13 protein-coding genes are annotated in these 13,233 nt (G+C 73.1%); 4 read left to right on the top strand and 9 right to left on the bottom strand.

Annotated features, from left to right (window positions below; genetic code table 11):
- The coding region (locus BU198_RS36545) for a hypothetical protein (RefSeq protein WP_188301111.1) at positions 1-216 on the top strand (216 nt) is incomplete at its 5' end.
- Positions 217-294: 78 nt separating this feature from the next.
- Here the strand turns inward: BU198_RS36545 and BU198_RS36540 are convergent.
- Together BU198_RS36540 and BU198_RS36535 are read right to left on the bottom strand one after the other, a co-directional pair.
- Positions 295-615, bottom strand: a complete 321-nt coding sequence (locus BU198_RS36540; RefSeq protein WP_188301110.1) for a hypothetical protein — start codon at positions 613-615, stop codon at positions 295-297.
- Entirely contained in the window at positions 612-953 is a 342-nt protein-coding gene (locus tag BU198_RS36535) for an SAV_915 family protein (protein ID WP_188301109.1), read from the bottom strand. The genes BU198_RS36540 and BU198_RS36535 overlap by 4 nt, the downstream gene beginning before the upstream one ends.
- A 377-nt stretch (positions 954-1,330) precedes the next feature.
- On the opposite strand from BU198_RS36535, the gene BU198_RS36530 reads away from it, so the two are divergent.
- Positions 1,331-3,553, top strand: coding sequence for an NADP-dependent isocitrate dehydrogenase (locus BU198_RS36530; protein ID WP_188301108.1), 2,223 nt, complete (start codon positions 1,331-1,333; stop codon positions 3,551-3,553).
- An 86-nt stretch (positions 3,554-3,639) separates the two neighbouring features.
- On the opposite strand, the gene BU198_RS36525 is transcribed toward BU198_RS36530, so the two are convergent.
- Positions 3,640-4,260: a YdcF family protein gene (locus BU198_RS36525; RefSeq protein WP_188301107.1), complete on the bottom strand. Its 621-nt coding sequence runs from the start codon at positions 4,258-4,260 to the stop codon at positions 3,640-3,642.
- Positions 4,261-4,406: 146 nt separating this feature from the next.
- The gene (locus BU198_RS36520; RefSeq protein ID WP_188301106.1) at positions 4,407-5,429 is read right to left on the bottom strand and encodes a cytochrome c oxidase assembly protein; all 1,023 of its coding nucleotides are present in this window, start codon (positions 5,427-5,429) and stop codon (positions 4,407-4,409) included.
- 221 nt (positions 5,430-5,650) lie between these two features.
- Between BU198_RS36520 and BU198_RS36515 the strand changes: the two genes are divergently transcribed.
- Positions 5,651-6,616, top strand: a complete 966-nt coding sequence (locus BU198_RS36515) for an NAD-dependent epimerase/dehydratase family protein (RefSeq protein ID WP_188301105.1) — start codon at positions 5,651-5,653, stop codon at positions 6,614-6,616.
- A gap of 287 nt (positions 6,617-6,903) precedes the next feature.
- A complete protein-coding gene (locus BU198_RS36510) occupies positions 6,904-7,626 on the top strand; it encodes a M24 family metallopeptidase (protein ID WP_411293277.1) in 723 nt (240 codons plus the stop codon).
- Between the two features lie 286 nt (positions 7,627-7,912).
- On the opposite strand, the gene BU198_RS36505 is transcribed toward BU198_RS36510, so the two are convergent.
- The 5 genes from BU198_RS36505 to BU198_RS36485 all read right to left on the bottom strand — a co-directional run.
- Entirely contained in the window at positions 7,913-8,908 is a 996-nt protein-coding gene (locus BU198_RS36505; protein ID WP_188301104.1) for a 2-hydroxyacid dehydrogenase, read from the bottom strand.
- Positions 8,909-9,037: 129 nt separating this feature from the next.
- The gene (locus tag BU198_RS36500; RefSeq protein WP_188301103.1) at positions 9,038-10,063 is read right to left on the bottom strand and encodes a 6-phosphofructokinase; all 1,026 of its coding nucleotides are present in this window, start codon (positions 10,061-10,063) and stop codon (positions 9,038-9,040) included.
- A 350-nt stretch (positions 10,064-10,413) separates the two neighbouring features.
- The gene (locus BU198_RS36495) at positions 10,414-11,142 is read right to left on the bottom strand and encodes a type 1 glutamine amidotransferase (protein WP_188301102.1); all 729 of its coding nucleotides are present in this window, start codon (positions 11,140-11,142) and stop codon (positions 10,414-10,416) included.
- A 46-nt stretch (positions 11,143-11,188) separates the two neighbouring features.
- The gene (locus BU198_RS36490; protein ID WP_188301101.1) at positions 11,189-12,451 is read right to left on the bottom strand and encodes a MurT ligase domain-containing protein; all 1,263 of its coding nucleotides are present in this window, start codon (positions 12,449-12,451) and stop codon (positions 11,189-11,191) included.
- A gap of 274 nt (positions 12,452-12,725) precedes the next feature.
- A partial coding sequence (locus BU198_RS36485) for a GNAT family N-acetyltransferase (protein WP_188301100.1) occupies positions 12,726-13,233 on the bottom strand: 508 nt, incomplete at its 5' end.

Below are 13,233 nucleotides of genomic sequence, written 5' to 3'. Positions count from 1 at the left end.
GTCCTCCTGCTCACCACCGTCGCCGGGGCCGTGGTCGCCGCCGCCGGCCCGGCGGCGGCGAGCGGGCGCCGGGACGTCACCGCCGACCAGTGCCGGGGCGCGGGCGGGCACGTCGAGGGCAGCGGCTACTGCGTCGACGCGCTCGGGGACGACAGCTGGGGGCAGCCCGTCGACGGCCAGGCGGTCAACCCGGATCCGCGCCCAGGGGAGGAGTGAGCGGCCGGAAACCCCGGTGCCCCGCCCCTCGCCCGGTTCGCCGAGGGGAGCGGGGCCCGCGGACCGTACCGGCGCCGGTCACGGCACCGGCCGCAGGGTGACCGGCGCAGGGGTGAGGGCGCGCAGCACGAGGTCGATGCGCACCCTGGCGGCGCCCGCGCGGTGCAGGGCGGCGGAGACCGCCCGTAACTCCTCGGGTCCTGTGCAGGCCAGACGCAGTTCGAGGTCGGCCTCGCCGGCCAGGGCCAGGCCGCTCTGGACGGCCGGGAACTCCGCCGCGAGGCGGTCGAAGTCGAGCGGGACCGGGCCGTGGCTGATCCGGGCGATCGCGTGCAGCGACCGGGCCGGCCGCGGCGCCGGGCAGGGACCGCCCGGGACGAGCCGGAGCGGGGCGCTCACCGGCGCTGGAGCTGGGTCGCCGGGGTCAGGGGCGGGACGGGCGGCGCGGCAGGGGCGGTGACGGACGGGGTGGTGACGGGCGGGGTGGCGACGGACGGGGCGACCAGCCTCGGGTCCAGCACCAGGGTGTCGATCCCCAGCGGGGCGATGAGGCCGCGCAGGGCGGGCTCGCCGAGTTCGGTGTACGCCTGGTCGGGCCCGAGGAGGGCGGCGAGGCCCTCCGGGCTGGAGAATCCGACCGCGCAGCGGCGGCCGTCGCGCAGACGGAACAGGCGGAGTGCCGTGGTGCTTCCGGTGCCGGAGGTGGAGACCGGTACGTGCCAGACGTCGCGGGCCATGCGGATGCTCCCGGGTGGGGTGGTGGTGCCTGCCGGAACTACTGCCTCGACGCTAGGGCGGCCCGGCCCCGGCGTCGCCTGTCCTGACGCGGCATTGACCGAATGGGGCGGTGCGTTGACGCACTCCTGACGTCCGGCTCACCCGAGTGGACCAAACCACCGGCCGAACGCTCCGTTTGCCCCGCCCCCCGACCCGGACGACCGTGGAGTCCGCCCCCTCGTCCGGCTCGGATGACGGCGGGAACCGCCCCCGTCCGGCCCGCCGGAGCGTCCCCGGAAGGGACCGGAGTGCGTTCGGAACCGGGGGGAGGTGGAGCTGGGGCCCCGGGACGAGATATCTTGACGTCAAGACGTTGGAGACGCGAAGCGGAGTACCGATGACTGACTCGACCATCATCTATACGCACACCGACGAGGCTCCGGCCCTGGCGACCTACTCGTTCCTGCCGGTGGTCCAGGCGTACGCCTCGACCGCGGGCGTGCGGGTGGAGACCCGTGACATCTCCCTGGCCGGGCGGATCATCGCGAGCTTCCCGGAGCGTCTCACCGAGGCGCAGCGGATCGGCGACGCCCTGGCCGAGCTGGGTGAGCTGGCCAAGACCCCGGGTGCCAACATCATCAAGCTGCCGAACGTCTCGGCCTCGGTGCCGCAGCTCAAGGCCGCGATCGCCGAGCTCCAGGCCCAGGGCTACGCCCTGCCGGACTACCCGGACGACCCGCGGACCGACGAGGACGAGGACGTCCGCGTCCGTTACGACAAGATCAAGGGCAGCGCCGTCAACCCGGTCCTGCGCGAGGGCAACTCGGACCGCCGGGCCCCGCAGTCGGTCAAGAACTACGCCAAGAACCACCCGCACCGCATGGGTGCCTGGACGGCGGACTCGAAGACCAACGTCGCCACCATGGGCGAGAACGACTTCCGGTCCACCGAGAAGTCCGCCGTGATCGCCGCCGCCGGTGCCCTGCGCATCGAGCTGCTCGGCGAGGACGGCACCACCACCGTGCTGCGCGAGAAGGTGCCGGTGCTGGCCGGCGAGGTCGTCGACGCCTCGGTGCTGCGCGTCGCCGCCCTGAACGAGTTCCTGGCCGCGCAGGTCGCCCGTGCCAAGGCCGAGGGCGTGCTGTTCTCGGTGCACCTCAAGGCCACCATGATGAAGGTCTCCGACCCGATCGTCTTCGGCCACGTGGTCCGCGCCTTCTTCCCGAAGACCTTCGCGAAGTACGGCGAGGTGCTGGTCGCCGCCGGTCTGAACCCGAACAACGGCCTCGGCGGCATCCTGGCCGGCCTCGACGGCGTGCCGCACCTGGGCGCCGAGATCAAGGCCTCCTTCGAGGCCGAGCTGGCCGAGGGCCCGGCCCTGGCCATGGTCGACTCCGACAAGGGGATCACCAACCTGCACGTGCCGAGCGACGTCATCGTCGACGCCTCGATGCCGGCCATGATCCGCACCTCCGGCCACATGTGGGGCCCGGACGGGAAGGAGGCCGACACCCTGGCCGTGCTGCCGGACAGCAGCTACTCCGGCGTCTACCAGGCCGTCCTCGACGACTGCCGCGCCCACGGCGCCCTGGACCCGGCGACCATCGGCTCGGTGCCGAACGTCGGCCTGATGGCCCAGAAGGCCGAGGAGTACGGCTCGCACGACAAGACCTTCGAGATCGCCGCCGCGGGCACCGTCCGCCTGGTCGACGCCGAGGGCACCGTGGTGCTGGAGCAGGCCGTCCAGCCGGGCGACATCTTCCGCGCCTGCCAGACCAAGGACCTGCCGATCCAGGACTGGGTCAAGCTGGCCGTCACCCGCGCCCGCGCCACCGGCGACCCGGCGGTGTTCTGGCTGGACGAGGACCGCGCCCACGACGCGGTGCTGATCGGGAAGGTCAAGCAGTACCTGCCGGAGCACGACACCACCGGCCTCCGGATCGAGATCAAGTCCCCGGTCGAGGCCACCAAGTTCTCGCTGGAGCGCATCCGCCGCGGCGAGAACACCATCTCGGTGACCGGCAACGTGCTGCGTGACTACCTGACCGACCTGTTCCCGATCCTGGAGCTGGGCACCAGCGCCAAGATGCTGTCGGTCGTCCCGCTGATGGCGGGCGGCGGTCTGTTCGAGACCGGCGCCGGCGGCTCCGCCCCGAAGCACGTCCAGCAGCTGGTCAAGGAGAACTACCTGCGCTGGGACAGCCTGGGCGAGTTCTTCGCGCTGGCGGCCAGCTTCGAGCACCTGGCGACCAGCGCCGGCAACGCCCGCGCCCAGGTGCTGGCCGACACCCTGGACCGCGCCACCGGCACCTTCCTCAACGAGGACAAGTCGCCGAGCCGCCGCCTCGGTGGCATCGACAACCGTGGCAGCCACTTCTACCTGGCGATGTACTGGGCCCAGGAGCTGGCCGGGCAGACCGTCGACGCCGAGCTGGCCCAGGCCTTCGCCGGCCTGGCAGCGACGCTGACCGAGCAGGAGACGGCCATCGTGGACGAGCTGATCGCCGTCCAGGGCTCGCCGGTCGACCTCGGTGGCTACTACCAGCCGGACCCGGCCAAGGCCGCCGCGGTGATGCGTCCGTCCAAGACGTTCAACGAGGCGCTCGCCAACCTCGGCTGAAAGCCGGCCGAGCCGATCTGACACCAGGCCCCGGGTCCGCGAGTGCGGACCCGGGGCCTGCTGCTGCCCGGGCGCGGGCGGCGGGCTCAGGCCCGGCTCAGGGGTGACCCGGACGCGGCGCGGGGACGGTCGAACAGGGCGAGGGCGGTGCCGACGGCCTCGCGCAGCAGGAGGTACGGGCCGTGCGCCAGCGGGCCGTCCGCGCCGAGCACGGCGGCGGGGGCGCCGGCCCGGCGGGCGGCGAGGGCGGAGCGGACGGTGTGGAAGCCGTTGGTGACCACCGTGCAGCGGTAGCCGGGGCGCTCGGCGGCCATCAGGGCGGCGCTGAAGCGCAGGTTCTCGGCGGTGTTCACGGCCCGCTCCTCGCGCCGGATCCGTTCGGCCGGGATGCCCCGGGCGATCAGGTAGCGGGACATCGTGGCGGCCTCGGTGCACTCCTCGTGCGGCCCCTTCCCGCCGGTCACCAGGACCAGGGGAGCGAATCCGGCGGCCTCCTCGGCGGCGAAACGTTCCAGCGCGGCGTCCAGCCGGGCCGCCAGCGGCGGCGCCGGCTCGCAGCCGTGCAACGCGGCGCCCAGGACCACCAGGAAGTCCGAGCCGACCGGTGCGGACCGGCGGCGCTGGTGCAGCGCCAAGCCGAGGAAGCCGAGCAGCCAGAGCAGGACGGACCCGCAGAGCAGGACGGCGACGATCAGCAGGACGTGCATGTCTGTTCGAACGCGTACGGCGGAGGCGCCGTTCCGGCGGCCCCTGCGGAACGAGCGTTCCGGTGCGGGCCGGAAACGGCGGAACCCCCGTTCCGCAGGCGGAACGAGGGTTCCAGGGAACGGGGGTTCCGCGGCGGGCGCCGGACTCAGCCGACGTCGGCCGCCGGGGCGACGCCGGTGACCGGGGCGGCCGGGGCGGCCGTGACCGTCCCCGTGCCGCCGCGCCGGTCGCGCTTGTGCAGCGAGGCCAGGTAGGCGTTGTACGCCTCCAGCTCGGCGTCGCCGGTGCGCTCCTCGGAGCGGTCGCGGCGGCGGGCCTGGCGCTGCTCGGAGCCCATCCACTGGTAGACCAGCGCGATCAGCACGATCGCGGTCGGGATCTCGCCGAACGCCCAGGTGATGCCGCCGGCCAGCTTCTGGTCCTCCAGCAGGTTCGTCCCGGGTGGCGCGCCCTCCACGGTGAAGGTGGTGACCAGCGGGTGGCCGGCCATCATCACCGCCACGCCGAAGAAGGCGTGGAACGGCATCCCCATGAACAGCTCGATGATCCGCATCACGTGGCCGGGGCGGTGCGGACCGGGGTCCACGCCCATGATCGGCCAGAAGAAGGTCAGGCCGGTGAGCAGGAAGTGCACCATCATGAAGATGTGCCCGAGGCGGTACTGCATCAGGAAGTCGAACAGCGGGGTGAAGTAGACCCCGTACAGGCTCGCGATGAACATCGGGATGGTGAACGCCGGGTGCGAGATGATCCGGACGTACCGGCTGTGCAGCAGCGCCACCAGCAGCTCGCGCGGCCCGCGCGGACGGCCCTTGCCGGTCGGGCGCAGCGCCCGCAGCGCCAGCGTGATCGGGGCGCCGAGCAGCAGCAGGATCGGCGTCAGCATGGAGAGCACCATGTGCTGGATCATGTGCGCGCTGAACAGCGCCATGCCGTAGTCGTTCAGCCCGGTGCAGGTGACCAGCAGCATGCTGGCGACACCCGCCGCCCAGCCGACCATCCGGCCGACCGGCCAGCGGTCGCCGCGCCGGTACAGCCGCACCACGCCGGCCGCGTACAGCCCCAGGACGAGCAGACCGCCGAGCAGGAAGAACCAGTCCGGGGACCAGGTCCACAGGTTGGACAAGGTGAACGGGCCTAGCTGGGTCATCCCGCCGTGGTGGTGCATGCCTGACATTCCGTCGCCCATCGGCGGGTCCTGCTTTCCGTCCTCGTGGTCCCTGGTGCGGGTCCGGTTCGCCCGTTTTGCTTGACATACAGCCTAGGTGGGCCTTACCTCGGGCCGTGCCCCCACCCCCTCCATACGGGTGCCTCCCCAGCGGCGGCCCGCCTGGCTAGACTGACCGGCCGGGTTCCCCCCGGTCGTCCGGTCGGCAGGGAGAGTCGGAGATGGCAACGGAACACGGGCCCGCGGCACGGCTCGCGACAGGGCCCGCGGTCGCGCTCACCGGGGCGACCGGATTCATCGGCACCGGTGTGCTGGCGGCCCTCGCGGCGCGCGGCGTCCGGGTGCGGGCGCTGGCCCGCAAGCCGCCGGAGGACGCCGGGGCGGGCGCCGCCTGGGTGGCCGGCGACCTCGCCGACCCGGAGGCGCTCACGGAGCTCTGTGCGGGCGCGGACGTGCTGGTGCACCTCGCCTCCCGGGTCGGCGGCGGCACCGAGGAGTGCGAGGCGGTGAACGACCGGGGCACCGCCGCGCTGATGGCGGCCGCGACCCGCGCCGGGGTACGGCGGATCGTCCACCTCTCCACCGCGGCGGTCTACGGCGAGGGCCCGCACTCCGGCATCGAGGTGGACGAGGTGCCGCCCGCCCCGGTGTCCGAGGCCAGCCGCACCCGGCTGCTCGGCGAGCGCCACGCGCTGGCGGCCGGCGGGCACGTGCTGCGCCCCGGACTGGTCCTCGGGACCGGTGACCGCTGGGTGGTGCCGGCGCTGGCCGAACTGGTCCGCCGGGTGCCGGTCCGCTGGGAGGGTGGCAACGCCCGGCTCTCGGTCGTGGACCGCACCGACCTGGCCCGGCTGATCACCGTGCTCGCCCTGGACGGGCACGCCGTCCCGCCGGGCGTGCACCACGCCTCGCACCCCGAGCCGGTCCGTGGCGGCGACCTGATCGCGGCCCTGGCCGCCCTCGGCCTGCTGCCCGCCCCGGACGGCCCGGCCGTCCCGTGGGAGGAGTGCCGCCGGCTGCTGGCCGCGGTACCCGGCCGGGTCTCCGAGCGCCAGTTCGGCCTGATCGCCCGCGACCACTGGTACCGCAGCGAGCGGATCTGGCGCCTCACCGCCTGCCCGCCCGGACCCGGCCCGCTGGCCCGCCTCCCGGAAGCCGCCGCCTGGTACCGCGAGGTGCTCGGTTAGGGCCGTGCGCGGGAGAGGGCGCCGTCGGCGCCGGCGGTGTCCCGGACCCGTTTCGCGCGGTACTTCGAGAGTGGGCGCCCCGTCCGGCCGGGTACGGATGGTGCGGGCGTTGTTCGTCCGGGGATACCCACCCGGCCGCAGCCGGCCCCGCACCGAGGCCGGGGAGACTTGCGTCTACTCGCACATGCGATGCTGTTCGACGCATTCGCCTGGCAGGTGCGGCGGATTTGGAAGTGACGCCTCGTACGAGGTCGGGCCGAAGAATCGCACACGAGGGGATGGGGAGCATGATGGCGGAACAGGTGGAACAGGTGGATCGGGCGGGGCTGGAAGCGCGGCGCGCGGAGGGTCTGGTCCTGGCGCAGGAGAAGGCCCTGGCGCTGTTCGCCGAGGTGGAGGCGCGGGGCCTGGTGGCGCCGGGTGCGGGCGAGCGCGAGGTGAGCGACCGCATCCGGGACCTGGCGAACGAGATGTTCGGTACGACCAAGCACTGGCACAAGCGGATCATCCGCTCGGGCCCGAACACCCTCGCGCCCTACCAGGAAAATCCGCCGGATCGCGTCATCGGCCCGGACGACGTGGCCTTCGCGGACTTCGGCCCGATCTTCGAGGAGTACGAGGCGGACTTCGGCCGGACGTACGTGTTCGGTGACGATCCCCGCAAGCACCGGCTGCTGAGCGACCTGCCCCGGATCTTCGACGCGGGCCGGGCGTTCTTCGCCGCGCACCCGGAGGTCACCGGTCGTGAACTGCATGCCGAGGTCGAGCGGCTCGTCGCGGAAGCGGGCTGGGAGCTGGGCATCTGGCACGCGGGCCACCTCGTCGGGGAGTTCCCGCACGAAGTCAACGACGGCGTGAAGACGGATTCGTACATCACTCCGGAGAACACCACCCCGTTGCGGGGGACCGACCGTCGAGGACAGGTGTGCCACTGGATCCTCGAACTGCACTTCGTCGACCGTGAGCGTGGATTCGGCGGATTCTACGAGCAGTTGCTCGACCTCGCCTGACGACGCGTGGCGACGCCTGGTGACGCCCGGCGGCGTCGGCCCTGACGGGCGGACGCCGCCGGGACCTCGCCGCGGGGCGGCCGGCCGGCATCGACGCCGGCCGGCCGCCCCCGCTCGCGGTCGGCGGTCTACCAGGGCAGGCGGCCCTCCGCGTCGAAGTAGCCGCCGGTCGGGCCGTCCGGGCCGGTGTCGATGAACTGACGATTCGTCACACATGGCGCCGGGTAGGGCATCGTGGCGATGGACCCCCGCCGTGAACGTCGGCGCGCGCCGACTCCTCGCGGGGTCAGGTCTTCGGGACGAGGGTGTTCTCGTTGGTGCGGCCGGCGGCGAAGTCGTCGATGTTGCGGGCGGTGGCGTCGATGATCTGGCCGACGGCGGTGTGGGTGAAGTAGGCCTGGTGGCTGGTGACGAGGACCTGGGGGAAGGTGACGAGGCGGGCGAGGGTGTCGTCGGTGATGCCCTGGATGGAGCGGTCGGTGAAGAAGACGCCGGTCTCCTCCTCGTAGACGTCGAGGCCGACGCCGGAGAGGCGTCCGGCGCGCAGGGTCTCGACGAGGGCGGCGCTGTCGACGAGGCCGCCGCGGCTGGAGTTGATGAGGATCGCGTCGTCCTTCATGCGGGCGAGGGCGACGCCGTTGATGAGGTGGTGGGTGGCGGGCAGCAGGGGCACGTGCAGGCTCACCAGGTCGGCGCGGGACAGGAGTTCGGGGAGTTCGGTGTAGTGCATGCCGAGGTCGAGGCAGGCCGGGTTGGGGGCGATGTCCCAGCCGAGGAGTTCGGTGCCGAAGCCGGCGGCGATCCGGGCGAAACACTCGCCGATCTTGCCGGTGCCGATGACGCCGACGGTCATGCCGTGGATGTCCCGGCCGAGCAGGCCGTCGAGGCGGAAGTCGAACTCGCGCGAGCGGCCGGCGGCGCGGGTGAGGCGCCGGTTGACGGCGAGGGCGAGGGCCCACGCGTGTTCGGCGACCGAGTACGGGCTGTAGTGCGAGACCCGGGCGATGGTGAGGCCGAGCTCGGCGGCGGCGTCGAGGTCGATGTTGTTGAAGCCGGTGGAGCGCTGGGCGATGAGCTTGGTGCCGCCGGCGGCGAGGACCGCGAGGGTCTCGGCGTCGAGGACGGCGTTGACGCTGCTGCTGACGGCGGGGTAGCCGGCGGCGAGCGGAGCGGTGTCGCGGTCGAGGAACACGGCCAGGGTGCGGAGGGAGTGCCGGCCCGTGAAGGCCCGCTCCAGCAGCGGCTGTTCGTCGGCCTGCACCCCGTACGCGAGGATCTCCATGCCCGGTCCTTCCAGTCGGCTCCTGCGGCCACGCTAGCGGGCGGGGCAGTGGGGTGCCCACCGGAACCGGCGAAAGCGCAGGCCCCCGGCCGCGCGGGGCGGTCCGGGGGCCTGGGGGGAGGGCGGCGGTCAGATGACCGTCTCGGCCTCCAGGTAGCGCTCCTGCGGGACGGTCTTCAGCTCGGCGACCGCCTCGGCCAGCGGCACCAGGTTGATGTTGGTGCCCTGGAGCGCGGTGATGTGGCCGAAGGCGCCCTTGTGGACGGCCTCGACGGCGTGCCAGCCGAAGCGGGTGGCGAGCACCCGGTCGTAGGCGGTCGGGGTGCCGCCGCGCTGGGTGTGGCCGAGGATCACCGGGCGGGCCTCCTTGCCGAGACGGTGCTCCAGCTCGCGGGAGAGCTGGGTGGCGATGCCGGTGAACCGCTCGTGGCCGTAGATGTCCTTGGTGCCCTCCTCCCAGTGCATGGTGCCGGGCTCGGGCTTGGCGCCCTCGGCGCAGACCACGATCGCGAACTTCTTCTGGCGGTCGAAGCGCTCGCGGACGACCTGGGTGAGCTTGTCGATGTGGAACGGGCGCTCCGGGACGACGATGGCGTGCGCGCCCGCCGCCATGCCCGCGTTCAGCGCGATCCAGCCGGTGTGCCGGCCCATCACCTCGACGACCATGACCCGCTGGTGCGACTCGGCGGTGGTCTTCAGCCGGTCCAGCGCCTCGGTGGCCACCGAGACGGCGGTGTCGAAGCCGAAGGTCACGTCGGTGGCGGCGATGTCGTTGTCGATGGTCTTCGGCACGCCGACGATCGGCAGGCCCGCGTCGCTCATCAGCTTGGCGGCCTTGAGGGTGCCCTCGCCGCCGATCGGGATGACCGCGTCCAGGCCGAGGTCGGAGCAGTACTTCTTGGCCCGCTCGACGCCGTCCCGCAGGTGGCTGGGCTGGACCCGGGAGGAACCGAGGATGGTGCCGCCCTGGGCCAGGATGCCGCTCACCGAATCCAGGGTCAGGGGGCGGTGGTGGCCCTCGAGGAACCCGCGCCACCCGTCCTCGAACCCGATGATCTCGTCGCCGTGGTCGACCACCCCCCGGTGGACCACGGAGCGGATCACCGCGTTCAGTCCGGGGCAGTCACCGCCGCTGGTCAGCACTCCGATACGCATTAGCTTTGCAACTCCCGAGCAGAACCGAGGAACGGCCGGACTACAGGCTGGGACGACGAGCCGTCACCGTAACGGGGCGCCCCCACGCCGGGGTGGCGGGGAGGTGGCCGTGGGGTGAAGGACCGGCCGATCCGGACAGAGCGTCCGAAAACGGCCGTGAAGTCGAGCATACGGCCCCTGGTCCGGCCGGGCAGGAGCCGACGCGGGAGCGGCGCCTTCGGCGCCCCCGCGTGGAAGTGCAGCCTGCTGCCGAGGAGGGTGTGCAGTAGGCAGCCCCATTGTGGTACGTCCGGGCCGTCCGCGGACCGGATGACCGCATGGCGGGCACCCGGCCGGGACGACCGGACGGACTACTGGGGGCGCGTCGCGGCCGCGATGCGCTCGGCGCGCAGCGCGTCGTACCAGGTGGTGTCGGCCGGCGGCAGGGCGTTCACGTCCAGCGCCAGCTTGATCAGCATGTCGGCCACGGCGGGGTTGCGCGCCAGCACCGGACCGTGCAGGTAGGTGCCGAAGACGGTGTCCCGCCAGGCGCCCTCGGTGCCGTCACCGGTGCCGTTGCCCCGGCCGACGGTGACGTTGGCGAAGGGCTGGACGCCCTGGCCGAGGTGGGTGACGCCCTGGTGGTTCTCGAAGCCCGTCAGCTGCGGCAGGCCGAGCCGGGGGTCGACGTCGGCGAGCACGTCGCCGACGCAGCGGGCACCCTCGCCACGGGTGGTCCAGACGTCGAGCAGGCCCAGGCCGGGCTCGCGCTCGCCGAGGTCGTTGATGAACTCGTGGCCCATGATCTGGAAGCCCGCGCAGACGCCGAAGATGATCGCGCCGTTCTGGGAGGCCCGCACCAGGCCGCTGTCGGCGCGCAGCCGTTCGGCGGCCAGGCGCTGCGGGCGGTCCTCGCCGCCGCCGATCAGGTAGATGTCACCACTGGTGGGGATCGCCTGGTCGGAGCGGACGTCGATCCGGGTCACGTTGAGGTGGCGCTGGCGGGCCCGGCGCTCCACGACCAGGGCGTTGCCCCGGTCGCCGTAGGTGCTGAGCAGGTCCGGGTACACCCAGACCACGCGCAGGCTGCTCTCACTCATCCTCGAAGGCCTTCCGTCACGTAAAGACTGGTCTGCGGGCGCGGCATCAGCCGGCCACGACCTTCCGCAGCTGCTGGAAGGCGGTGTAGTTGGCGATGGCCTCGATCCGGCCGGGCGGGGCCATCCGGACGGCCTGCTCCAGGCTGTCCACCACGTGGAACTGGAGCCCGGCGACCTCCAGCCGGACGGCCAGGTCCAGCTTGCGCTGGCCCATCACGAACACCGGGTGCCCGGCGAGGCGCTCGTAGTCGACGTCCCACAGCCAGGAGGTGTCGGTGCCGTCGGCGTCGAGGGCGTTGACGGAGAGGATCACCGGGGCGGGCGGGCCGTCGATCAGCGAGAAGGTCTCCAGCCAGCCGGCCGGGTTCTTGGCCAGCAGCAGGCGGATGTCCCGGCCCTGGTACTGGACCACGTCGTAGCGGCCGGCGACGGCGGTCACCGCGCGCATCCGGTCCAGCGCGACCTGCGGCGAGACGCCGAACACGGCGGCGACGGCTGCCGAGCTGGTGGCGTTGGCCAGGTTGGCGCGGCCGGGCAGCTGGAGCTGGATCGGCCAGGCGCCGCGCTGCGGGTCGATCACGTGGGTGCCCTGGAGCGCCCAGTGCGGGTTGGGCCGGCGGAAGCCGCAGTCCTGGCAGAACCAGTCGTCGCCGGGGCGCTGCATCACGCCACCGCAGGCGGGGCAGGACCAGGCGTCCTCCTTCCAGGCCTGTCCGGCGGCCACCCAGACCACCTTCTTGCAGGAGGAGGCGGCCCAGGTCACCAGCGGGTCGTCGGCGTTCGCGATGACCACGGCCTCGGTGTTCTGGAGGCCCTCGCGCCACTTCTCGGCCATCATCCGGGTCTCGGCGGCGCGGTCGAGCTGGTCGCGGGAGAGGTTGAGCAGGGCGATGGCCTTGGGACGGGTGTCGCGGGCGACCGTCGCCAGGTACTTCTCGTCGACCTCGATCACGCCGAAGCGGGCGTCAGAGCCGCCGGCCAGGGCGGAGGTGATGCCCGCCGGCATGTTGGCGCCCAGGGCGTTGGAGACCACCGGGCCGGCGGCGCGCAGCGCCTCGGCGATCAGGCGGGTGGTGGTGGTCTTGCCGTTGGTCGCGCTGACCAGGACGACGTCGAGGTGGTCGGCGAGGGTGGCGAGCAGGTCGGGGTCGAGCTTGAGGGCGACCTTGCCGCCGATCACCGAGCCGCTCCCGCGCCCGGCCTTGCGCGACACGGCGGCGGCGACCCGGCCGGCGGTGACCGCGATCTTGGCGCGGGCCGGCAGCGAGGCGTCGCGTGCGCCTGTGGGCTCCGATTCGGTGCCTGCCATGCTCAGTGGTTCCTCCTTGCTGCGGCACCGCCCAGGCCGGACAACGGGCCGTCGGGCGGCGGGGACGGGGATCAGCCTACCGACTCCGTAGCCCGATCGGACGATCCGGACCCCGCGCCGCCTGCTGCGACGTGCTCGCCGGGGCTGCTGAGAGCCTGTCAGGGAGGGCGGTGTACGGAGCGACCCCAGGGGTCCGGCCCCTTCTCGCCTGACGACGTTCCGCAGGCACCGCCGGTTCCCGGGCAGCCCCGGTAAGGATGTGGTGAAGAAATGATCAGCGGCCCGGACGGTGGGCGCAGCCGGCCGGATCGCCGGTCGCGAGCGTGGCGGTGATCACCAGGGTGCCGTCCTCGGTGTGGAAGTACAGCGGTGCGTCCAGCCGCCGCATCGCGGCGATCAGCCCGGTGTTGGTGCTGTGCGTCACCGCGTACACCGTCCGGACGCCGGCCGCCCCGGCCGTCGCGGACAGCCGCCGCAGCAGCGCCAGGCCCAGCCCGCGCCGCTGCCAGGCGTCCTCCACCAGGAGCGCCAGCTCGGCCTCCCCGTCGTCCCACATCAGGTGCCCGAGCGCGACGATCCGCCCGTCCGGGGCGGCCACCGCGAGGCTGTGGCCGTGCCGGGGGTCCAGCAGGTGGTCCAGGTAGCGGCCGGCGTCGCGGACCGGGCCGTGGTAGCGCAGCCGCAGCACGTCGGGGGAGCAGCGGCGGTGCATCGCCAGCGCCGCCGCCCGGTCGTCCGGCCCGGCCGGGCGCAGCAGCAGCTCGGTCCCGTCCGGCAGGGAC

Origin of the sequence: Streptomyces sp. CBMA156, assembly GCF_014596515.1 — a bacterium.
In the GTDB taxonomy this organism is placed as follows: domain Bacteria; phylum Actinomycetota; class Actinomycetes; order Streptomycetales; family Streptomycetaceae; genus Kitasatospora.
The sequence above is the reverse complement of the archived record's forward strand: the minus strand, read 5'-3'. Positions and strand labels throughout refer to the sequence as shown.